Origin of the sequence: Roseobacter sp. OBYS 0001 (assembly GCF_019654895.1) — a bacterium.
GTDB lineage: Bacteria > Pseudomonadota > Alphaproteobacteria > Rhodobacterales > Rhodobacteraceae > Roseobacter > Roseobacter litoralis.
In genome coordinates, this window is the sequence record NZ_BPES01000002.1 from 216003 (window position 1) to 238544 (window position 22542).

Sequence of the window (22542 nt, forward strand, 5' to 3'; positions counted from 1 at the left end):
TGGAGTGTTTCACGTGAAACATTTTGATGTCTTGGTGATTGGTGGTGGGCACGCTGGTACAGAAGCTGCACATGCAGCTGCGCGTATGGGTGCAGTCACTGGCCTTATTACCATGTCGAAATCCGGAATAGGGGTGATGTCCTGCAATCCAGCGATTGGCGGCCTTGGAAAGGGCCATTTGGTACGAGAGATTGACGCCTTGGACGGTGTCATGGGCCGTGTTGCTGACTTGGCGGGTATTCAATTCAGACTGCTAAATCGGCGGAAGGGTCCAGCAGTACAGGGTCCTCGGGCCCAGTCTGATCGTGCAATCTACCACCACAAAATGTTGGAAGAGACGGAACAGCAACAAAATATAGATATTATGGTTGGAGAAGCCGTCGATTTTGTAATGGATGGTGATCGTGTCGCTGGCGTCGTTTTGGACGATGGCAGTCACATTCTGTCGAGAACCGTGATTTTGACGACGGGAACGTTTCTACGTGGAGTTATTCATATTGGTGATGTGTCGAAGTCTGGTGGGCGTATGGGCGACAAAGCGTCTGTTCGACTTGCGGACAGGATTGATAGTTTCGCTTTACCGATGGGGCGTTTAAAAACCGGCACACCGCCAAGATTAAGCAGTAAATCAATCCGATGGGATATTCTTGAAGAACAGCCCGGCGATGAAGAGCCGACTCTTTTCTCCTTTATGTCAAAGGGGGTCACCGCGCGACAAGTCTCTTGCGGAATTACGCACACCAATGAAAAAACGCATGATATCATTCGAGAAAACATAACATTGTCAGCGATGTATGGCGGTCACATTGACGGTGTCGGTCCTCGCTATTGTCCATCCATCGAAGACAAGATTTTGCGTTTTGCGGATAAGGACTCTCACCAGATATTTTTGGAACCAGAGGGGCTTAGCACTGATGCGGTATATCCGAACGGTATTTCGACGTCACTTCCGGAAGATGTGCAGACAGCTTATGTGCATTCCATTTCAGGCCTTGAGAATGCGGTGATTTTACAACCTGGGTACGCAATCGAATACGACTACGTTGATCCCCGCGCGTTGGATTCTTCGCTGTCCGTCCAGTCGGTTCCGGGGTTGTATCTCGCTGGGCAGATTAACGGAACGACAGGATATGAAGAGGCTGCTGCGCAGGGTTTGGTGGCGGGGTTGAATGCATCATTGGAGGCGCGAGATCATGATCCGGTCGTTTTCTCACGGTCTGATAGCTATATCGGTGTGATGATAGATGATTTGACGACCCGTGGTGTGACGGAGCCGTATCGAATGTTTACCTCCAGGGCTGAATTTCGTTTGTCTTTGCGTGCGGACAACGCTGATCAACGGCTAACACCCTTGGGTTTGGACCTAGGCTGCGTTTCTGATGAAAGGAAACGGGCCTTTGAGGAAAAATCGACGGCGCTCGACGGTGCACGTCGTATCTTGTCGGGGCCATCATACACGCCGAAACAGGCGGCGGAGGTTGGAATTTCTATCAGCAAAGATGGCTCCCGTCGAACGGCAATGCAGTTGCTGGCGTTTCCGGACACCACATTTAAAGACATTGCTTTACTCGACCCATCTTTGCACAGCATTGATCCTGAGGTGCAGCGTCAGATGGAGCGTGAAGCGCTGTATGCCAATTATATAGATCGGCAGCAAAAAGACGTTGATTTGCTGAAGAAAGATGAAGCGCACAAAATTCCAACCGATTTTGATTATGATCAGCTTGGCGGACTGTCGAATGAATTGACGGCAAAACTGAACCAGACAAGGCCAACGTCCTTGGCGCAGGTGAGCCGTATTGATGGGATGACTCCCGCAGCTTTGACGCTCATTTTGGCGAAATTACGGCAAAATGCGAGAAAGCGGTCTGCTTGATGAGCATGGGCATGGACGCTTCGACTGTTTCACGTGAAACATTGGACGCTCTGCGCGCTTACTACGAATTGCTGTTGAAGTGGAATTCGCGGATAAATTTGGTATCTAAATCTAGTATTGATGATGTGTGGCAAAGGCACATTTGGGACTCAGCACAAATTGTTGATTATGCTGAGGACGTGAAAACCTGGGTTGATTTGGGCAGTGGGGGTGGGTTGCCGGGTCTTGTTGTTGCAATTATGGCTAAAGATGCGGACCCCAATTGGAAGACTATCCTTGTTGAAAGTGATCAACGAAAGGCCGCGTTTCTGCGTACTGTCATCCGTGAGCTATCGTTAAATGCGCGCGTCATCGTTGACCGCATTGAGACTGTCGCGCCCTTGCGCGCGGATGTTGTTTCTGCGCGCGCCCTTGCGGATTTGTCGGTCTTGCTCTCCTTTGCACATCGCCATCTTTCCCCACAGGGTACTGCGCTGTTCATGAAGGGTCAAAGCTGGGAAAAAGAGGTTTCAAGCGCACAAGAAACGTGGTCTTTCGATCTCAAGGCCCATAAAAGCAAGACAAGCCCGACGGCGGCCATTCTTGAAATAAAGGAAATACAGCGTGTCTGATTTGTCGCGTCCAGCTGGCCCAAAAATTATCGCGGTGGCAAACCAGAAAGGCGGCGTGGGCAAGACAACGACCACGATAAATCTGGCTGCGGCGCTGGCCGAAGCGGGGCGGCGGGTCCTGGTGGTTGACCTTGACCCGCAGGGCAATGCGTCGACTGGTTTGGGCATTGAAGTCGAAGATCGGAAATACACCACCTACGATATATTACTGGGTGACGTTGATATTAAAGCCGTTGTTCTTCAAACAGTTACGCCGAACTTGCTTATTGTTCCCGCCACTGTTGACTTGAGTTCTGCTGATCTGGAATTGATGTCCAGTGAGAAGAGAAGCTTTCTGCTTCATGATGCGTTGCGGCAGATTCAGATGGATGATTTTGACCTTGATTACGTCCTTATCGATTGCCCGCCATCGCTCAATCTGCTGACAGTCAACGCTATGATTGCCGCGCACTCCGTACTGGTGCCGCTGCAAAGCGAGTTTTTTGCGCTTGAAGGGTTATCGCAGCTTATGCTGACGATCCGCGAGGTCCGGCAGACCGGGAACAAAGACCTGCGCATTGAGGGCATCCTTCTTACGATGTACGACAAGAGGAACAATTTGTCATTGCAGGTTGAGCAAGACGCCCGCGATAACTTGGGCGACATGGTGTTCAACACGCGCATACCGCGAAATGTACGTGTAAGCGAAGCGCCATCATTTGCGATGCCCGTGCTCACCTATGATACGCTGTCCAAGGGCGCGCAGGCATACCGCGCCCTGGCAAAAGAACTGATACAGAAAAATCGGGTAAAAGTGGCTTAGGGGGCGGATATGGCAGGCGGGACAGATCGGAAGCGCGGATTGGGGCGAGGGTTATCGGCTCTGATGTCGGATGTGGCGGAGGCGGAAACCGCTGCAGGTCCCGGTGCGCCCGGTTCAAATCACAAGATACCAATCGATCAGATTTCACCGAATCCGGATCAACCTCGGAAACTATTTGAAGACCGCGATCTTGATGATCTGACAGCCTCCATCAAAGAAAAGGGCGTGATCCAGCCGCTGATCGTTCGAAAAACCGGCGCGGATCAGTTTGAGATTGTCGCGGGTGAACGTCGCTGGCGGGCGGCCCAACGTGCACAGCTTCACGAACTGCCAGTGGTTGTGCGCGAATTCACGGATGTTGAGGTCCTCGAGGTTGCGATTATCGAGAACATTCAGCGCGCTGATCTCAACCCCATTGAAGAGGCTGCGGGGTACCGCCAGCTTATGGATCGATTTGGTCATACGCAGGAAAAGATGGCCGAAGCTTTGGGTAAGAGCCGCAGCCATATCGCAAACCTTCTGAGGTTGTTGGGCCTGCCGGAGGCCGTTCTGCAGATGGTGCGCCAGGGCGCGCTCAGCGCGGGGCATGCGCGGGCGCTGATCCCGGCGCAGGACCCTCTCAAACTGGCGCAACAGATCGTCAAGGGCGGTCTTTCGGTGCGTGCAGCGGAGGCCTTGGTCAAGAAAGAGCGCTCAGGCCCTGCTGAAACACCACGCGCCGCGGCAAGCCCGACCCCGGAGAAGGATGCGGACACGAAGGCACTTGAGGGTGACTTATCTGCGAATCTTGGCATGAAGGTTGAGCTTTCTCACAAACCGGGTGCTGAAAGCGGGCAGATGACGCTGCATTACAAATCATTGGATGATCTGGACGAGTTATGCCGGATTCTAGGCGGTTCTTAACCTTCCAACAGGCGGGAAATGACAGCGTTTAAAACTATAAACCCTTGATCTAAAACAACTAATCTGTTTTCAGAGTCTGAAATCATGCCAAGATTTACGAGGTCTGAAATCGCATTCGCATCCAGCGGTTTACCCGACAGCGCCTCATAGCGGTTCTTGTCGATACCTTCTTTCAGACGCAGCCCCATCAGCAGGAACTCGCTGGCCTGATCTTGTGACGTGAGGGCCGCGCGTGGATTTTCAGCATCTTTGCCCGCGACACTATTGAGCCATCTGTTTGGATTGGAATGACATTCCGTCGCCCATCGCTGGCGGTTCACCGTCAGGCGCCCATGCGCACCGGGACCGATCCCAAGATAATCACCATAGCGCCAGTAAATCAGATTGTGCCGCGATTGCGCCCCGTCGCGCGCGTGGTTGGACACCTCGTAGCCCGGCATGCCCGCCGCACCACAGAGATCTTGCGTCAGTGTGTACAGATCGGCGCTGAGGTCCTCATCAGGCAGATCACGCAATTTTCCGGCGTTGTAGCGGTCACCGAATGCGGTGCCTTGTTCTATGGTAAGTTGATAAAGAGACAGATGATCCACCGCCATATCCAGCGCCTGTTTCAATTCCTGCTCCCAAGCCTGCAGACTTTGACCCTGCCGCGCATAGATCAAATCAAAGCTGACACGCTCAAATGTTGAACGCGCGATATCAAACGCTGTCTGCGCCTCTTTGACCGTATGGATGCGGCCGAGGCGGCGCAGGTCATCATCGTTCAGTGCCTGAATGCCCATCGAAATCCGGGTAATACCGCCTTCACGGAATGCGGCAAAGCGACCAGCTTCGACCGAGCTTGGGTTTGCCTCCAAGGTGATTTCCAGATCATTCGCAACGGGCCAGAGCGCGCGAATTTCTCGGATCACATCCGCAACCGTATCCGGGTCCATCAGGCTGGGGGTGCCACCCCCGAAAAACACGGACCGCAGGACACGACCCCGCGTTTCAGCCGCCGCACGGCGAAGCTCAACCAGATAGGCATCGCGCCATGCTGCCTGATCAATTTGACGCACAACGTGGCTGTTAAAATCACAATAGGGGCATTTGGCTTCACAGTAAGGCCAATGGATATAGAGGCCAAACCCACCGTTTTCCCAATCTTCAGCCAAAACAGCCTGCGATCAGTTTTTGAAAAGCGTCCGCACGATGGCTGATGCGGTTTTTCTGTTCCGGGTCCATTTCCGCAAAGGTGATGTCATGGCCGCCAGGCTGAAACATCGGATCATACCCGTGACCGGTTTTCCCGCGTATTGGCCAGACGAGGGTGCCGTTGACGCGCCCGTCAAACACCTCGTCATGCCCGTCGGGCCATGCCAGCACGAGCGTGGCTCTGAAACGGGCGCGGCGCGGGTGGGGGGCGTTGATTTCTTCCAGCTTGGTATGCGTTTTGGTCATCGCCATGATAAAATCCCGACCGTTGGGGGTTTCTGCCCAATCGGCAGTATAGACCCCCGGAGCGTCATTCAGGGCTTCGACCTCGATCCCTGAGTCGTCGGCCAAAGCCGGCAACCCCGTGGCCGCAACAGCAGCACGCGCCTTGATGCGCGCGTTGCCGATAAAGGTGGTCTCGGTTTCCTCCGGCTCGGCCAGACCCATCTCTGCCGCACCGACGACATCCACACCATAGGGCGCAAAGAGTTGCTGCATCTCTTCGAGCTTGCCCGCGTTATGCGTTGCAATCAGAATGCGGGTGCCGTCGAATTTCCGCGTCATGCAGTCGCAGCGCGTTGCGCGGTCACCAGTTCCCCGACGCCTTTTTCAGCCAAATCCATCAACTGGTTCATCTGATCGCGTGAAAAGGTGGACCCTTCGGCGCTCATCTGCACTTCGATCAGCCGTTTTGTGCCGGTCATGATAAAGTTACCGTCCACGCCAGCTTCTGAATCTTCGGGGTAATCCAGGTCCATGACGGGCTGACCTGCATAAATGCCACAGCTGATCGCAGCAACCGGATCAACCAGCGGATCACTGATCACATCGCCCGCTTTCATCAGTTTGTTGACCGCCAGACGCAGTGCGACCCAGCCACCTGTGATAGAGGCGCAGCGCGTGCCGCCATCCGCCTGTAAAACATCGCAATCCACCGTGATCTGACGTTCGCCCAAGGCAACACGATCAACACCGGCGCGCAGGCTGCGCCCGATCAGACGCTGAATTTCAACGGTACGCCCGCCTTGCTTGCCCGCCGTGGATTCGCGCCGCATCCGCGTGTTCGTCGCCCGGGGCAGCATGCCGTACTCTGCCGTGACCCAACCTAAACCGGATCCCTTGATGAAAGGTGGCACGCGGTCTTCAATCGTAGCTGTACACAAAACATGGGTATCCCCGATTTTGATCAGCGCCGACCCTTCGGCGTGCTTGGTGAAACCAGTTTCAATAGAAACGGCGCGCATTTCGTTCAGTTCTCGACCAGAGGGACGCATTGGAATTCCTTTACATGTGCGTCATGTCGATACAGGGCCGAACGGTCCCGATGCAACCCCGATTGAAAACTCTGTGGTTTATGCTTTTATCAAATTTGGTATAGGGATCAGCTATGAATGATGTGCCGAATATTCTGGGAGAGATGAACGAACGCTCGCGCGAGGTTTTCCGGCGCGTGGTTGAGGGCTATCTGGCAGATGGCGCCCCGGTGGGGTCGCGCACCCTGACGCGTGATTTCAGCGAAAAGGTAAGTGCCGCAACCATACGCAATACGATGCAGGATCTCGAATACCTCGGTCTGCTGGATAGCCCGCATATCAGCGCGGGGCGAATTCCGACGCAGATGGGATTGCGCATGTTTGTTGATGGCCTGTTGGAAATCGGTGACCCGGATGAGACGGACCGCGAGAAAATCGACGCGACCATGTCGTCAAACGCCGAAGACGTGAGTGGTCTTCTGGATCGTGTCGGCTCCGCGCTGTCGGGTGTGACGCAAGGCGCGTCGCTGGTGATGACCCCCAAACACGAAGCGCCGATCAAGCACATCGAATTTGTATCGCTGTCGCCTGAACGCGCGTTGGTGGTGTTGGTCTTTGCCGATGGTCACGTTGAGAATCGCCTCTTTTCGCCGCCTGCAGGTCAGACACCCAGCTCCATGCGCGAGGCGGCCAATTTCCTGAACGCGCTGATTGAGGGCAAGACGCTCAGCGAAGTGCATGGCGCGATAAAAAAGGAAATTCGGAACCGGCGACAGGAAATTGATTCGCTGGCGCAGGCTCTTGTGGAAAGCGGTATGGCCGTTTGGGAAGGCGAGGGCGATCAGAATGAGCGTTTGATCGTGCGGGGTCGGTCCAATTTGCTGACCGAGGATGGCGAAGGAGAGGATTTCGAGCGCATTCGCCTGTTGTTTGATGACCTTGAACGCAAGCGTGATATCGCCGAATTTCTTGAGCGAACCGAAGAAGGCGACGGTGTGCGCATTTTTATTGGCTCTGAAAACAAACTTTTTTCACTTTCGGGTTCCTCTCTGGTGGTTTCCCCATATATGAACGCTGATCGAAAGATCATTGGTGCCGTCGGTGTCATTGGTCCGACGAGATTGAATTACGGCCGTATTGTTCCAATTGTGAACTACACGGCGCAACTGGTTGGTAAATTGATCGCTGATCGGAGCTAGAGGGTTAAGATGGCAGAGCCGAAGAACGAAGATTTCCTGGATGACATCGAAGATGCCGAGGCGGACGCCTATGCGGAAGAGATGGAAGAGATTGATGAAGAGGCGCTTGAGGTCGAACAGCTGCGTGCTGAGCGTGATCAGCTAAAGGATCGCTTCATGCGGGCCTTGGCGGATGCCGAAAACGCACGCAAGCGCTCGGACAGAGACCGTCGCGAAGCTGAAAACTATGGCGGATCCAAGCTGTCCCGCGACATGCTGCCTGTGTATGACAACATGAAACGCGCGCTTGAGGCCGTCACCGATGAGCAGCGGGAACAAAACGCCGCCCTGCTGGAGGGCATTGAGCTGACCATGCGCGAATTGCTCAGCGTGTTCAAAAAGCACGGTATCGAAGTGATCGCGCCAGAGGTTGGGGACCGGTTTGATCCGCAGCACCATCAGGCGATGTTTGAAGCCCCTGTGCCCGGCACCAGAGCCGGTGATATCATTCAGGTCGCGGCCGAAGGCTTCATGCTGCACGACCGACTGCTACGTCCAGCGCAGGTTGGGGTTTCTTCCACACCTGCGGGCTAAACATCGGCGACGAGTTTCAGGGGGCGGTCAGGATTTGGCCGCCTCTTTCAATTGGTACAGCAGTTCAAGCGCTTGTTTGGGTGTTAGTTCATCCGGGTGAATCTCAGCCAGTTGCGCATCAACCGCCGAAGCTTTCGCCGGAGTTGGTGCAGGGGCGGGGGCTACGGAAAACAGCGGAAGATCGTCGATCAGCGTCTTATGTGTCGCGCCACCCTCGCGCTCGCCTTTTTCAAGGATCTCAAGCACGGCGCGTGCGCGTGTGATGACCGCAGGCGGCAGACCTGCAAGCTGCGCCACCTGCACACCGTAAGATCGATCCGCTGCGCCCATTTTGACCTCATGCAGGAAAATGACATCCCCCTCCCACTCTTTTACGGTCACCGTTGCATTTTCAACGCCGGTCAGCTTGCCCGCCAGCGCGGTCATTTCATGGTAATGCGTGGCGAACAGCGCGCGGCTTTTATTCACATCATGCAGGTGCTCAAGCGTGGCCCAGGCGATGGACAGGCCGTCATATGTCGCCGTCCCGCGCCCGATTTCATCGAGGATCACCAGCGCGCGGTCGTCCGCCTGATTTAGAATGGCAGCGGTCTCAACCATTTCGACCATAAATGTCGACCGCCCACGTGCCAGATCATCCGAAGCACCCACACGGCTGAACAGTTGGCTGACCAGACCGATATGCGCGGATGAAGCCGGAACAAAACTGCCCATTTGCGCCAGTAGCGCGATGATCGCATTTTGCCGCAGATACGTCGACTTACCCGCCATATTCGGACCGGTCAGCAGGTATATTTGCGCAGTGTCCCCTTCGGCAGAAAGGTCGCAGTCATTAGCGATGAAGGGATCACCGGATTGCTGGCGCAGCGCGTGTTCCACAACAGGGTGACGCCCGTTTTCAATGGCAAAGGCCCGGCTGTTATCGACCTTGGGGCGCACCCATCCGTCTGTCGTGGCAAGGGTCGCGAGAGCCGCAGTCAAATCAAGCTCTGCCAGTGCGGATGCGGTCTGCGCGATCCGGGCGGAACAGGCCAGAATATCCGATTTTAGCGTTTCATAGAGACGCTTTTCGATTTCCAGCGCGCGCCCGCCCGCGTTCAGGATCTTTGTTTCAAGCTCAGACAATTCAACCGTGGTGAATCGCACCTGATTGGCGGTTGTCTGCCGGTGGATGAAGGTTTCCGACATGGGCGGGGACAACATCTTTTCGGCATGTGTGGCCGTCGTTTCGATAAAGTAGCCCAAGACATTGTTGTGTTTGATTTTCAGCGATGTGATGCCGGTCAGCGCGGCAAATTCCTGCTGCATCTTGGCGATCACGCCGCGCCCTTCGTCCCGCAGGCTGCGTGCCTCATCCAGTTCTGCGTCGAACCCCGCAGCGATAAAGCCGCCATCGCGGGCCAGTAACGGTGGCTCCGCGACCAGCGTGGTGTCGAGCCGATCAATCAGCCGCTCGTGGCCGGACAGATCATTGACCGAACCGGCCAAAAGTATGGGCAGATCATCCGATGACAGGGTGGCAAAGAGGACCGCGGCCTGCGTCAACCCGTTGCGTATCGCTGCCATGTCGCGAGGTCCACCACGATCCAGTGACAGGCGTGACAGTGCGCGATCAAGGTCGGGCACCTTGCGCAGGTGATCGCGCAGGGTGCTGCACAGATCGTGCCGATCTTGCGCAAAAGAAACAGCATCATGCCGGTTAGTGATTGTTTCAAGGTCGCGCGACGGGCTGGCAATGCGTGCCGACATCAGACGGCCACCGCCGGCGGTGATCGTCCGGTCAATCACGGCCAATAAGGACCCGGCCCGCCCCCCCGACAGCGCCTGCGTCAGTTCGAGGTTGCGACGGGTGGCGGCGTCAATCTGAACGGTTCGGTTTTCGGTTTCCCTTTGTGGGGGTCGCAGCAGCGGCAGTTTACCCTTTTGCGTGATGTCGAGGTATTGGATAATCCCGCCCATCGCCGCGACCTCAGCGCGCGTGAATGCGCCGTAGGAATCCAGCGTTTCCACTCCAAAGAGATCGCAGATCCGCTGCTCCCCCGAGGTGCTGTCAAAAGACGCGCGGGCAAGGCCCGTCAGTGCAATGCCAAAGTCGTCGGCAATCTCGCGCAGGTCATTCTCTGCGCTTTCCGAACAGATCAATTCCGACGGCGCGAGGCGCGCAAGCTCCGGGCCAAGTTTCAGCGTGGAGAGGGGCATGACATGAAAAGCACCGGTCGAAATATCAGCCCATGCGAGGGCCTGTGCGTCTCTAACTTGGGCAAAACTGGTCAGATAGTTGTTGCGCCGCGCCTCCAGCAGGGTTTCTTCGGTCAGGGTTCCCGGCGTCACCAGCCGCACAACATCGCGTTTCACCACAGATTTGGAACCGCGTTTTTTCGCCTCTGCCGGGCTTTCCATCTGCTCACAGACAGCAACCCGAAACCCCTTGCGGATGAGTGTCAGCAGATATCCTTCGGCGGCATGGACAGGCACGCCGCACATCGGGATGTCAGCACCGTCATGTTTGCCACGTTTGGTCAGCGCAATATCCAGCGCTTCGGCAGCGGCGACGGCATCCTCAAAGAACATCTCGTAGAAATCACCCATGCGGTAAAACAGCAGCGCATCGGCGTAGTCTGCCTTCAGGTCGAGATATTGCGCCATCATGGGCGTGACGGTCATTGAATAATCCCCCGCGGTTCGCGTGACCTTACAAATCGTCGGCAGGGGGGAAAAGCACAAACGCAGCCTGCTTGAGGCGCTGAGCTGCCTAAGATAAGGATTGATGGCTCAGATCACCAATAAAGGCGAAATTCGATGACAAAGACCCGCGTTACCGCAGAAGAGGCGCTCGCCTTCCATCTGGAGCCGACCCCCGGAAAATTCGAGGTAACGGCCACCGTACCGATGACGACGCAGCGGGATCTGAGCCTTGCCTATTCGCCCGGCGTTGCGGTGCCCTGTGAGGCAATCGCGGCCAACCCCGAGACGGCGTATGATTATACAAACAAGGGTAACCTTGTGGCGGTGATCTCGAACGGGACGGCGGTGTTGGGGCTGGGCAATCTGGGCGCGCTCGCGTCCAAACCCGTGATGGAAGGCAAGGCGGTTTTGTTCAAACGTTTTGCCGATGTGAACAGCATCGACATCGAGTTGGATACCGAAGACACCGATGCCTTCATCAATGCGGTCAAACTGATGGGGCCGACCTTTGGCGGCATCAACCTTGAAGACATCAAGGCGCCTGAGTGTTTCATCATTGAACAGCGCCTGAAGGAAGAGATGGACATCCCCGTCTTTCACGACGACCAACACGGCACCGCAGTGATCTGTGCCGCAGGTTTGATCAATGCGCTGCACCTGTCGGGCAAGAAGATCGAAGACGTGCGCATTGTCCTGAACGGGGCCGGGGCGGCGGGGATTGCCTGTCTCGAATTGCTCAAGGCGATGGGCGCGCGGCATCAGAACTGCATCATGTGTGACACCAAGGGGGTGATCTATCAGGGCCGTGCCGAGGGCATGAACCAGTGGAAGTCAGGCCATGCGGTCGCCACCGAGGCACGCACGCTGGAAGAAGCGATGAAGGGGGCGGATGTCTTTCTTGGTGTGTCCGTCAAAGGGGCGGTGACAGAGGACATGATTGCCAGCATGGCCGAAGATCCTGTGATCTTTGCCATGGCCAATCCTGATCCCGAAATTACCCCCGAAGAGGCGCATGCCGTGCGCGCGGATGCCATCGTTGCCACGGGCCGCAGTGACTATCCCAATCAGGTCAACAATGTTCTCGGGTTTCCGTACCTCTTTCGCGGCGCGCTCGACATTCATGCCCGCGCGATCAATGACGAGATGAAGATTGCCTGCGCCCACGCCCTTGCAGCGCTGGCGCGCGAGGATGTGCCGGATGAGGTCGCACTGGCCTATGGCAAAAACCTGTCCTTTGGGCGGGATTACATCATTCCGACGCCGTTTGACCCGCGTCTGATCCACCGTGTGCCGCCCGCCGTGGCCAAGGCGGGTATGAACACAGGGGCCGCGCGCCGCCCGATCATCGACATGGAAGCCTATGAGCTATCGCTCAAGACACGGATGGACCCGACGGCGAGCATCTTGCGCGGCATAAATGCGCGCGCGCGGGCAAATCAGGCCCGGATGATCTTTGCCGAAGGGGATGATGCGCGCGTGTTGCGCGCGGCGGTGATGTATCAACGCTCTGGTTTGGGTAAAGCGCTGGTCGTTGGCCGCAAGGAAGATGTGAAAGAAAAGCTGGAGCAGGCCGGCATGCCCGACGCGGTGCGCGAGATTGAAATCGTGAATGCCGCCAACACGACGCACCTCGATACCTACAAGGATTTTCTCTATAGCAGGCTGAACCGGGGCGGCTTTGACGCGCAGGACATTCACCGGCTTGCGGCGCGGGACCGGCACGTGTTTTCCGCACTGATGCTCGCGCATGGACATGGGGACGGGCTTGTCACCGGGGCGACCCGAAAATCGGCGCATATCATGGACCGGATCAACCACGTCTTTGACGCGGACGTCAAAAGTGGTGCTGCGGGGATCACGGCAATCCTGCACAAGGGGCGGATCGTTTTCATCGCGGACACGCTGGTTCAGGAATGGCCCGATGAGGTCGATCTGGCCAATATCGCCGAACGCGCAGCGACCGTTGCCCGGAACATGGGGCTGGAGCCGCGTGTCGCCTTCGTCAGCTTTTCGACCTTTGGCTATCCGGTTTCGGAACGGGCAACCAAAATGGCGGATGCGGCCAAAGTTCTGGACGCGCGCGGTGTGACCTTTGAATACGAAGGCGAGATGACCGTCGATGTTGCAATGAACGCAACGGTGCAGGCGAGCTATCCGTTTTCCAGACTGACGGGCCCTGCGAATATCCTTGTCGTGCCCGCGCGCCATTCTGCCAGCATCTCGGTGAAATTGATGCAGGAAATGGCGGGGGCGACGGTGATTGGGCCGATCCTTGCGGGTGTGGATCGGTCTATTCAGATTTGTTCAACCGGGGCGACGGCAAATGACATCCTGAACATGGCCGTGTTGGCGGCCTGCAAGGTCGGCTGATGGCGATCTATAACCTCGGGTCGATTAACGCCGACAACGTGTATCGCGTACCGCATCTGGTTGGCCCGGGTGAAACGCTGACCGCGACCGGTTTTTCCCAAGGCCTGGGCGGGAAGGGCGCGAATATGTCCGTGGCGGCCGCCCGCGCGGCGGCGCGCGTGTTCCATATCGGCGCGGTTGGTCCCGACGGTGCATGGGCGTCGGAGCGGCTGTTGGAATATGGTGTTGATACGCGCCACATCGCACGGGTGGATGAACCCACAGGTCACGCAAACATTTGCGTCGATGAAGCGGGCGAGAATGACATCGTGGTCTTCGCCGGCGCAAACCGCGTGATTACGGATGCGATGATCGGTGCGGCTTTGGCCGAGGCCTCGCCCGGCGACAGCTTTGTCACCCAAAATGAAACCAGCGGTCAGGCTTATGGCGCAGAGACAGCGCGAAAACTGGGCCTGCGGGTAATCTACGCCGCGGCCCCGTTTGATGCGACAGCCGTGAGTGCCGTGATGGCGCATCTCGATCTGCTCGTACTCAACGCAGTTGAAGCGGCGCAACTGAGCGCACAAACAGGCTCTGACATAGGCGATTTGCCGGTTTCTGATGTCATCGTGACCATGGGATCGCAGGGCTGCAAGTGGCTGTCGCGCGGGGCTGAACCTTGCCTGTTCCCGGCGCTGGATGTCACCCCCGTTGATACGACCGGCGCGGGCGATACCTTCACTGGCTATCTGATTGCGGGGCTGGATCGTGGTATGCCGATGGCGCAGGCGATTGATCTTGCCGCGCGAGCGGCGGCATTGATGGTGACGCGGGTTGGAACGGCGGATGTCATTCCCGATCTGAAAGAAATTCAGGATATGCGGCTGGGTTAGCCGCCCACGAAGGGGGCAGACGCACCCCAGAGTTCCTTGACGCGGTCGTCGCGCCCGCAGGCTTCGCGATAGGCTTTATAGGCAGACGCCTGTCGTTTGGGGCCAAAGCGGGTGATCACCAATCGCGCGCCTTTGTAGTAATCCTGATGATAGGCCTCTGCGGGATAGAAGGTCGAGGCGTCCAGCACAGGCGTCACGACGGGAACACCCAACGCGGCGGTTGCATTCGCCTTGGCGGTTAACGCAGCGGCGGCTTGCGCCGGTGTTTCTGCGAAAATTGCGGTGCGGTAGCTTTCACCCCGGTCGCAAAACTGCCCGCCTGCATCCGTGGGGTCAACTGATCTGAAGAACATTGCATAAAGCGTGTCGCGGCTGACCACGTCAGGGTCGAAGGTGATCTGCACAGCCTCGTAATGGCCGGTGCCGCCGCTGGTGACTTTCTTGTAGGTGGGATTTGAAACTGACCCCCCCATGAACCCGGATACGGCTTCTTTCACGCCGGTCACGCGTTCGAAATCGGATTCGACACACCAGAAACACCCGCCTGCGACGGTGATCGTCTCAAGCTCGGCTGCGTGGCTCTGCGTGCCTTGAACGCACAGCCCAAGGGCAATCATACCGGCCAAAGCATAGGTTTTAAGGGATGAAATGTTCAGCATTTTGTGTCTCCTTGCAGCAAGGGTGACGAGATTGCGATCATCGCGCAATGTATATTCATGCTCTTTCACGCGCAGGTGAAAACAGTTTACATCTTGATAGCCTGTACCGGCATTTTTACGGTGCTTTGCAACACTTCCAGAGGATCACATCATGGGTTTTGAAATAAAACACGACGCAAGGTTGGTGTCGTAATGCGTATTGCCATGTGGTCGGGACCCAGAAACCTCTCAACAGCGATGATGTACAGCTTTGGCGCGCGGTCTGATTTCTCGATCATGGACGAGCCGTTTTACGCGCCCTTTCTGGCTGCGACGGGTACTGAACACCCGATGCGGGACGAAATTCTGCGCGCTCATGAAAACGATCCGGAGGCGGTTGCAGCCCTGTGTCTGGCCCCGCAGACCACGCCGCATGTCTATATGAAGCACATGCCACATCATATGTTGGATGGTTTCCCGATGGATTGGGCGCGGGAATGCGTGAATGTGCATCTGATCCGTCATCCCGCACGGGTGATCGCGAGCTATGCCGCGAAATGGGACGAACTGACGCTGGAGATGATCGGCTATCCGCAGCAGTTGGCGCTGTTTCAGCAGGTGGGCGGCGTGGTGATCGACAGTTTTGACATTCGCGCAGACCCAGAACGCAGTCTGACAGCGCTGTGCGCGGCCATCAATCTGCCGTTTGATCCTGCGATGCTGAATTGGCCTGCGGGTGCGCGGCGCGATGATGGTGTCTGGGCTGCGCATTGGTATGGCGCGGTGCACCGCAGCACGGGGTTTGCCGGTCCCGAAGGGGAGATGCCGGTGTTGGCGCCCCACCTTCAGGATCTTTGCGACGCTGCCTTACCCTATTACGAGCAGCTTGCAGCGTTAAAAACCGTCTATTAGTGTCACTTTTTCAGGCGACGGTCCCGCGCTGCCAGCAGTTTGAGGCGCAGGGCGTTCAACTGGATAAAGCCTGCGGCATCGGTCTGGTCATAGGCCCCTGCGTCATCTTCAAAGGTCACGTGCGCCTCTGAATAGAGCGAATGATCAGACCAACGTCCGACGGTCCGGGCAAGACCCTTGTACAACTTGAGACGCACGGTGCCGGTGACATGGGTCTGGCTGGCGTCAATTGCGGCTTGCAGCATCGTGCGCTCGGGGCTGAACCAAAAACCATTGTAGATGAGCTCAGCATAGCGTGGCATCAACTCATCCTTGAGATGCATGGCCCCGCGATCCAGCGTGATCGATTCGATTCCACGATGCGCTTCGAGCAAAAGCGTGCCGCCGGGTGTTTCATAGATACCGCGCGATTTCATCCCGACAAAACGCCCCTCAACAAGGTCAAGACGCCCGCAGCCGTGTTTGCCGCCGATCTCATTCAGCTTGGTCAGGATCGTGGCGGGGGACATCGCCTCACCATTGATGCTGACCGCGTCGCCTTTTTCGAAACCGATCTCGATATACTCGGGCGTGTCTGGCGCATCCTCGGGGTTGACGGTCCGCTGATAGACATAGTCGGGCGCATCCACGGCGGGGTCTTCGAGAACCTTGCCTTCGGAGGAGGTGTGCAGCAGGTTGGCATCGACGGAAAACGGTGCTTCGCCGCGTTTGTCCCTGGCAATCGGAATTTGATTTTTCTCTGCAAAATCAATCAGTTTGGTGCGGCTGGACAGATCCCATTCACGCCAGGGGGCGATGACCTTGATGTCCGGGTTCAGCGCATAGGCGGCCAGTTCGAACCGCACCTGATCGTTGCCCTTGCCGGTTGCGCCATGGGCGATGGCATCCGCGCCGGTCTCTTCCGCGATTTCGACAAGACGCTTGGAAATCAAGGGGCGCGCGATCGACGTGCCCAGCAGGTACAGCCCCTCGTAAACCGCATTGGCGCGGAACATTGGAAAGACGAAATCGCGCACGAATTCTTCGCGCACGTCTTCGATGTAGATGTCGGATGCGCCCATCATCTCGGCTTTGGCGCGGGCGGGTTCAAGCTCTTCACCCTGTCCCAGATCGGCAGTGAAGGTCACGACTTCGCAACCGTATTCCGTTTGCAGCCACTTGAGAATGATGGAGGTATCAAGGCCACCTGAATAGGCGAGCACAACTTTTTTTGGCGCGGACATGGAAATCTTCCTTTTCGATTTGCCAAGCGGCCTAACGGGTTTTGAAGTCGTCGGCAAGAATGAAGCCTGCGTTGACCTGAGCAGGGGTGCGGCGTATCGACAATGGATTACCTATCAAAAGGCTCAAGATGACCACTCCGTTCCGCCAAAGTGCCGATGCTGCAACCCTTGCCATGCGCGATGTCTTTCCTGCGACGCCGTTGATGCGCAATGATCTGCTGAGCGCAAAATACGATGCTGACATCTGGCTCAAGCGCGAGGATTTAAGCCCCGTCAGATCGTACAAGCTGCGCGGCGCTTTCAACGCCATGCGCAAAGTGATCCCTGCGCATGATGTTTTTGTCTGTGCCAGCGCGGGCAATCATGCGCAGGGCGTTGCCTTTATGTGCAAACACTTCGGTGTGCACGGCGTGGTTTTCATGCCGGTGACAACGCCTGATCAAAAGGTGATGAAAACGAAAGTTTTCGGCGGCGCCTTCGTCGAAGTTCGGCTGGTGGGTGACTATTTTGACCAGACACTGGCGCAGGCGCAGACGTTTTGCGCACAGGAGAATGCGCATTTTCTGTCCCCTTTTGACGATGAGGACGTGATCGAAGGGCAGGCATCGGTCGCGACGGAAATCCTGGATCAACTGGGCCGTGCCCCCGATCGCATCGTTCTGCCGGTGGGCGGTGGCGGTTTGTCCGCCGGAACACGCAGCTATTTCCAGCAGGATACGCAATACACATTTGTAGAGCCGTCAGGCGCCAAGAGCCTTGCCGCCGCGGTGAGCGAGGGCGCACCCGTGGATGTGTCGCCCATCAACAGCTTTGTCGACGGCGCCGCGGTTGCCAAGATCGGCGCGCGTACATTTGCAAGGCTGCATGATGTTGCGCCGGACGATATTATCGACCTGTCTGAAGATCGCATTTGCGGCACCATCGTCGAAATGCTGAACATCGAAGGCATCGTTTTGGAACCTGCGGGTGCGCTCGCGGTCGAGGCGCTCGCGGAAATTTCCGATGCCATCAAAGGAAAAACAGTTGTTTGTATCGCCTCCGGGGGGAATTTTGATTTCGAACGGTTGCCCGAGGTGAAAGAGCGCGCGCAACGCTACGCCGGGTTGAAAAAGTACTTTATCCTACGCTTGCCGCAACGACCCGGGGCATTGAAAGATTTTCTTCAAACGCTGGGGGCGCAGGACAATATCACCCGGTTTGAGTATATGAAAAAGTCAGCCCGCAATTTTGGTTCCGTGCTCATTGGGATCGAAACGGATGATCCGCACAACTTCATTGATATGTTCCAGCGGATTGAGGACGCGGGATTCACCTATACGGATATCACAAATGACGAGACCCTTGCTCAGTTTGTAATTTGAGGGCTTTCATGGACTATACCGGCAAAACAGTGGTTGTAACCGGTGGCCTCAGCGGCATCGGCGCTGCGTTGGTTCGATTGTTTGAGGCGCTGGGCGCACAGGTCTGTGTGTTTGATATCGCCGGTGCGCCTGCCTCCGGGGTGAACATCGCGGCGTTTGTCAAATGTGACGTCAGCGTCCAGCAGGATTTGCAAGATGCAATCCAAAGGGTCGAACGTGAGGTCGGGCCGATTGATGTCTTTGTGTCCAACGCCGGTGTCATGAGTGCCGGGTCGTCAATGGGTGATGATGCTGATTGGGCGCGTTGTTTGTCCGTTAACCTCATGGCGCATGTCTACGCTGCGCGTTTTCTCATCCCTTTGATGGCGGCGCGCGGTGGTGGGTATCTGGTCAATATTGCCTCTGCGGCGGGGCTTTTGAATCAGATCGGCGATGCGGCATACTCGGCAAGCAAACATGCTGCGGTTAGCTTTGCGGAATCGATCGCCATCGCACATGCGCATGATAAAATTGACGTATCGCTGGTCTGCCCGCAGTACGTCGCGACGCCTATGATTGGTTTAATGAATGCAGAGGCGGCGGAGGGGCAGTCTTTGCTGACGGCGGACGACGTTGCAAGCTGCGTGCTTCATGCCATGGCTGCGCGCCAGTTCCTCGTGTTGCCACATCCTGAGGTACAAAAATATGCGCTGGCGCGTGCTGAAGACCATGACCGTTGGGTTTCGGGGATGCAAAACCTCCGCGCGCGGTCCATCAAACAGTTTGGCGATGCGCTGCCACAGAGGTTTTACAAACTCGTTTAGCACGCAAATTTTTTGGGTAGGTCGCTTAGAAAAGAGCTTCGGGAGGATTGATAGCTACTATGCAGCTCCGCCACATCAACATGTGCGGTGGGATCCTTGGCCAAGGCCGCTTCGCCATTTTGGCACAAACCAGAGAATTCGCGAAACCCCAGGCTGAGTGCGCTGCCCTTCAGAAAGTGTAGCTTTTCCGACAACCCATCCTGAGGCGACTGCGCCGCGAGGGTCTCAATCTCCTCGTCGACCTCTTGCAAGAAAAGCTCGACAACTTCATCGAAGTCTTCCTCGCCGACTTCTTCTCGCAATGCGGCAACACGGTCCCAATCGATCATCTCGTTATCCTATGCATGATTTCGCGGGTATGACGTTGAATTCCTAAATCTGTGTTTAGAACCTGTCTGTTTTGCGTTCAATTTTACCGTTCACTTCACCTTAAGGGTCCGCAGATATTTCTGGACGGGATTCCAAGAAATGGTATGCAAATGTCCGCTTCGCTTTCCCCTGAACCCTCACAACCACCCCAGACGGAGGTCGTGGAAAAACGGCTTATTCTGGTCGTGGATGACAGTCGGCTTCAGCGGAAAATCCTGTCCAGTTCGTTGGTGCGCTGGGGCTATGACGTGATCGAAGCGGCCTCTGGCGAAGAGGCGTTGGATATCTGTATCGCGAAGCGCCCCGAATTGGTCATCAGTGATTGGGTGATGCCGACGATGGATGGCATTCAGTTTTGCAAAGAATTCAGGGCGTTGACGTCGGATAGCTACGGTTATTTCATCCTGCTGACCTCCAAGAGCGAAAAGAACGACGTCGCTGAAGGATTGGACGCGGGCGCAGATGATTTCCTGACCAAGCCCGTGAACGGTAACGAGTTGCGCGCACGGATCACGGCGGGCGAGCGTATTCTCAAGATGCAACTGGAACTGACGCAAAAGAACCGCGTCATTGGTGACACGCTGAAAGAGCTGCAACGCCTGTATGATTCGCTTGACAATGATTTGATTGAAGCAAACAAACTCCAGGAATCGCTGATACCCGAGCGGTTCAAGAAAATCGGCGATAGCCATTTGTCCCTCTTTCTCAGGTCCAGCGGTCACGTCGGCGGCGATCTTGTGGGGCACTATTCCGCTGGTGACGGGCATCTGGGTCTGTATTCGCTCGACGTTTCCGGGCATGGCATCAGCTCGGCGCTGATGACGGCGCGCTTGGCGGGGTATCTATCCGGGAGTGCGCCGGATCAAAACATCGCGCTGGAGAAGACCGAAGACGGCTCCTACCGATCACGTCCCTTGTTTGAGGCCATCGAAACCCTGAACGAAATGGTTCTCGATGAAATGGAGACGGAGCATTATTTCACGCTGATGCTGGCCGACATCAACCTCAAAACAGGCGAGGTGAGGCTTGGACAAGCCGGGCATCCGCATCCTATTATACAGCGGAAATCCGGCGACATCGTACAAAAAGGCACCGGAGGGTTTCCGGTTGGTCTGATGCCGGACGTGACCTTTGAAGAATTCGAAATGACGCTGGAACCGGGAGACCGTCTGGTAATCTTTTCAGATGGCGTGACGGAGTGTCCGAACACGACAGGTCAGATGCTGGGCGAAGAGGGGCTCGAAACGTACCTGCGCGAGATGCATCATGTGACTGGCCCAGCCTTGTTTGAAACACTGATGTGGAAACTAGGCGAGTTTGCTGGAACCTCGGACTTTCCGGATGACGTGTCAGGTATCATGTTTGAGTTTCAGCCCGATCCCAGCGAGACGTAACGTGACAAAAACAACCTGTCACCATCATTGCCCAGCGCATCTATGGCCTGATCTGCCGGTAGCAACAGTGTTTCGTGATCTTCTTCAATAGGATCGGCAATCTGCAAAACGGGCTTCGCCACATAGATATGGCAGATTTTTTCAGCCCAGAGGTCATAATCCGGCATATAGGTGAACCGCCGAAAAACACCCATCTTTTGAGGTCGCGAAATGCGCCAGCCGATTTCCTCCATCACCTCGCGGTGCAGGGCCTGCAAAGGGTGTTCGCCGGGATCAATTCCCCCGCCTGGCAGCTGAACATCAAGCCTGTCCGCGACTTGTAGCGTCAACAAAAACCGATCCTTGAGGGGTAATATGGCGTAGGTGCCGGGACGCGCGGTATAACGACGGTTTGCTTCTGGCGCATGGCCGACCCTCGGTATCATTCTGGCTTCTCCTCTTTTCATCAGGGTTGAGGCCCTTATATGGACGCGGTATGCCAATCGCCTGGCCATAAGGAAACCCCAATGACACTTGGACATAAGATCGCGTGGGACGACACTGTTCTGCCCTTCCAGCTTGATGCAAGCGATATCCGCGGGCGGGTCGCCCGTCTGGATGGTGCGCTGGACGGTATTCTCAAGCAGCATGATTACCCCGCGCAGGTCGAGGCATTGGTTGCTGAGATGGCGTTGCTGACAGCTTTGATTGGTCAAACGGTCAAACTGCGCTGGAAGCTGCAACTTCAGGTTCAGTCCAAAGGGCCGGTCCGGATGATCTCGACCGACTACTATGGTCCGGAGGAAGCCGGTGGCGCTGCCCGCATCCGCGCATACGCCAGCTACGACGAAACGCGGTTAACCGATGGCACACCTTTTGATCAGATCGGTGAGGGGTATTTCGCGATAATGATTGATCAGGGTCAGGGAATGAAGCCTTATCAAGGGATCACGCCTATTGCGGGTGACTCTCTCGCGGCCTGTGCCGAGGCCTATTTCGCGCAATCCGAACAGTTGCCCACGCGCTTTTCGCTCAGCTTCGGACGCTCGACGCAACCGCAGGTGGGTGAACACTGGCGCGGTGGCGGTATCATGCTGCAGCACATGCCCAAAGCATCGCCGTTTGTTGCGCAAGGAGACGGCAGTGGGGATGTTCTGCAACCTTCCGACCTTGTGGAGGGGGATGAGAAAGAGAACTGGAACAGAGTGAACATTTTGCTCGATACAGTTGAGGAAATGGAGTTGATCGGGCCGACAGTCGCGCCGAACGACTTGCTTCTGCGACTCTTTCACGAAGAAATACCGCGCGTCTATGACGCGCAGGTGGTGCGGTTTGGCTGCTCGTGTTCTGAGGACCGCGTGCGCCAAAGCCTGTCCATTTATTCTGCGCGTGACATTAAAACGATGACCACGGATGAAGGTCGCGTAACCGCTGACTGCCAGTTTTGTGGCGCGCACTATGATCTTGACCCGGAAACCGTTGGGTTTGAGGCCACAGATGACCAGACGGGTGACTGATCTGGCGC

The 22542-nt window shown here is 56.3% G+C and carries 21 protein-coding genes; 13 read left to right on the forward strand and 8 right to left on the reverse strand.

The window, feature by feature from the left end; genetic code table 11:
• The first annotated feature begins 4 nt into the window (after positions 1-4).
• Genes mnmG through K5Q35_RS06570 form a run of 4 tightly spaced genes read left to right on the forward strand, consistent with a single transcriptional unit; the run spans position 5 to position 4192 of the window.
• Positions 5-1876: a tRNA uridine-5-carboxymethylaminomethyl(34) synthesis enzyme MnmG gene (mnmG, locus tag K5Q35_RS06555; RefSeq protein WP_259650492.1), complete on the forward strand. Its 1872-nt coding sequence runs from the start codon at positions 5-7 to the stop codon at positions 1874-1876.
• Complete coding sequence (gene rsmG / locus K5Q35_RS06560) at positions 1876-2487, forward strand: 16S rRNA (guanine(527)-N(7))-methyltransferase RsmG (protein WP_259650482.1); 612 nt, start codon at positions 1876-1878, stop codon at positions 2485-2487. Before mnmG ends, rsmG begins: the two co-directional genes overlap by 1 nt.
• The gene (locus K5Q35_RS06565) at positions 2480-3289 is read left to right on the forward strand and encodes a ParA family protein (protein ID WP_220798945.1); all 810 of its coding nucleotides are present in this window, start codon (positions 2480-2482) and stop codon (positions 3287-3289) included. The genes rsmG and K5Q35_RS06565 overlap by 8 nt, the downstream gene beginning before the upstream one ends.
• A gap of 9 nt (positions 3290-3298) precedes the next feature.
• A complete protein-coding gene (locus K5Q35_RS06570) occupies positions 3299-4192 on the forward strand; it encodes a ParB/RepB/Spo0J family partition protein (RefSeq protein ID WP_220798946.1) in 894 nt (297 codons plus the stop codon).
• Here the strand turns inward: K5Q35_RS06570 and hemW are convergent.
• Genes hemW through rph form a run of 3 tightly spaced genes read right to left on the reverse strand, consistent with a single transcriptional unit; the run spans position 4189 to position 6660 of the window.
• The gene (hemW, locus tag K5Q35_RS06575; RefSeq protein ID WP_220798947.1) at positions 4189-5346 is read right to left on the reverse strand and encodes a radical SAM family heme chaperone HemW; all 1158 of its coding nucleotides are present in this window, start codon (positions 5344-5346) and stop codon (positions 4189-4191) included. The two genes, K5Q35_RS06570 and hemW, sit on opposite strands and share 4 nt — an antisense overlap.
• A complete protein-coding gene (rdgB, locus tag K5Q35_RS06580) occupies positions 5339-5950 on the reverse strand; it encodes an RdgB/HAM1 family non-canonical purine NTP pyrophosphatase (RefSeq protein ID WP_220798948.1) in 612 nt (203 codons plus the stop codon). The genes hemW and rdgB overlap by 8 nt, the downstream gene beginning before the upstream one ends.
• Complete coding sequence (gene rph, locus K5Q35_RS06585) at positions 5947-6660, reverse strand: ribonuclease PH (RefSeq protein ID WP_220798949.1); 714 nt, start codon at positions 6658-6660, stop codon at positions 5947-5949. Before rph ends, rdgB begins: the two co-directional genes overlap by 4 nt.
• A 113-nt stretch (positions 6661-6773) precedes the next feature.
• Here rph and hrcA point away from each other — a divergent pair, with 113 nt between their 5' ends.
• Positions 6774-7838 carry a heat-inducible transcriptional repressor HrcA gene (hrcA, locus tag K5Q35_RS06590; protein ID WP_013963951.1) on the forward strand — a complete coding sequence of 355 codons (1065 nt, stop codon included), beginning with the start codon at positions 6774-6776 and terminating at the stop codon, positions 7836-7838.
• A gap of 9 nt (positions 7839-7847) precedes the next feature.
• On the forward strand, positions 7848-8411 hold the full coding sequence (locus K5Q35_RS06595) for a nucleotide exchange factor GrpE (RefSeq protein WP_013963952.1): 564 nt from the start codon (positions 7848-7850) through the stop codon (positions 8409-8411).
• Between the two features lie 27 nt (positions 8412-8438).
• Here K5Q35_RS06595 and mutS read toward each other — a convergent pair whose 3' ends face one another.
• Positions 8439-11075, reverse strand: a complete 2637-nt coding sequence (gene mutS, locus K5Q35_RS06600; protein WP_220798950.1) for a DNA mismatch repair protein MutS — start codon at positions 11073-11075, stop codon at positions 8439-8441.
• A gap of 135 nt (positions 11076-11210) precedes the next feature.
• On the opposite strand from mutS, the gene K5Q35_RS06605 reads away from it, so the two are divergent.
• Entirely contained in the window at positions 11211-13466 is a 2256-nt protein-coding gene (locus tag K5Q35_RS06605; RefSeq protein WP_220798951.1) for an NADP-dependent malic enzyme, read from the forward strand.
• Complete coding sequence (locus tag K5Q35_RS06610; protein ID WP_220798952.1) at positions 13466-14338, forward strand: ribokinase; 873 nt, start codon at positions 13466-13468, stop codon at positions 14336-14338. Before K5Q35_RS06605 ends, K5Q35_RS06610 begins: the two co-directional genes overlap by 1 nt.
• On the opposite strand, the gene msrA is transcribed toward K5Q35_RS06610, so the two are convergent.
• A complete protein-coding gene (gene msrA / locus K5Q35_RS06615) occupies positions 14335-14997 on the reverse strand; it encodes a peptide-methionine (S)-S-oxide reductase MsrA (protein WP_220798953.1) in 663 nt (220 codons plus the stop codon). The two genes, K5Q35_RS06610 and msrA, sit on opposite strands and share 4 nt — an antisense overlap.
• A gap of 192 nt (positions 14998-15189) precedes the next feature.
• Between msrA and K5Q35_RS06620 the strand changes: the two genes are divergently transcribed.
• Positions 15190-15888 (forward strand): HAD family hydrolase, encoded by a 699-nt coding sequence (locus tag K5Q35_RS06620; RefSeq protein ID WP_220798954.1) that lies wholly within the window; start codon positions 15190-15192, stop codon positions 15886-15888.
• Between the two features lie 2 nt (positions 15889-15890).
• On the opposite strand, the gene K5Q35_RS06625 is transcribed toward K5Q35_RS06620, so the two are convergent.
• Complete coding sequence (locus tag K5Q35_RS06625; RefSeq protein ID WP_220798955.1) at positions 15891-17111, reverse strand: argininosuccinate synthase; 1221 nt, start codon at positions 17109-17111, stop codon at positions 15891-15893.
• A 128-nt stretch (positions 17112-17239) separates the two neighbouring features.
• Between K5Q35_RS06625 and ilvA the strand changes: the two genes are divergently transcribed.
• Both ilvA and K5Q35_RS06635 read left to right on the forward strand, forming a co-directional pair.
• Positions 17240-18472, forward strand: a complete 1233-nt coding sequence (gene ilvA, locus K5Q35_RS06630; protein ID WP_220798956.1) for a threonine ammonia-lyase IlvA — start codon at positions 17240-17242, stop codon at positions 18470-18472.
• Between the two features lie 8 nt (positions 18473-18480).
• Positions 18481-19275 (forward strand): SDR family oxidoreductase, encoded by a 795-nt coding sequence (locus K5Q35_RS06635; RefSeq protein WP_220798957.1) that lies wholly within the window; start codon positions 18481-18483, stop codon positions 19273-19275.
• Here K5Q35_RS06635 and K5Q35_RS06640 read toward each other — a convergent pair.
• On the reverse strand, positions 19272-19604 hold the full coding sequence (locus tag K5Q35_RS06640; RefSeq protein WP_013963961.1) for an Hpt domain-containing protein: 333 nt from the start codon (positions 19602-19604) through the stop codon (positions 19272-19274). The two genes, K5Q35_RS06635 and K5Q35_RS06640, sit on opposite strands and share 4 nt — an antisense overlap.
• 144 nt (positions 19605-19748) lie before the next feature.
• On the opposite strand from K5Q35_RS06640, the gene K5Q35_RS06645 reads away from it, so the two are divergent.
• The gene (locus K5Q35_RS06645; RefSeq protein WP_220798958.1) at positions 19749-21038 is read left to right on the forward strand and encodes a PP2C family protein-serine/threonine phosphatase; all 1290 of its coding nucleotides are present in this window, start codon (positions 19749-19751) and stop codon (positions 21036-21038) included.
• Here K5Q35_RS06645 and K5Q35_RS06650 read toward each other — a convergent pair.
• Positions 21014-21463 carry an NUDIX domain-containing protein gene (locus K5Q35_RS06650; RefSeq protein WP_220798959.1) on the reverse strand — a complete coding sequence of 150 codons (450 nt, stop codon included), beginning with the start codon at positions 21461-21463 and terminating at the stop codon, positions 21014-21016. The genes K5Q35_RS06645 and K5Q35_RS06650 overlap by 25 nt on opposite strands.
• A gap of 81 nt (positions 21464-21544) precedes the next feature.
• Between K5Q35_RS06650 and K5Q35_RS06655 the strand changes: the two genes are divergently transcribed.
• Complete coding sequence (locus K5Q35_RS06655) at positions 21545-22534, forward strand: Hsp33 family molecular chaperone HslO (protein WP_013963964.1); 990 nt, start codon at positions 21545-21547, stop codon at positions 22532-22534.
• Positions 22535-22542: the final 8 nt, after the last annotated feature.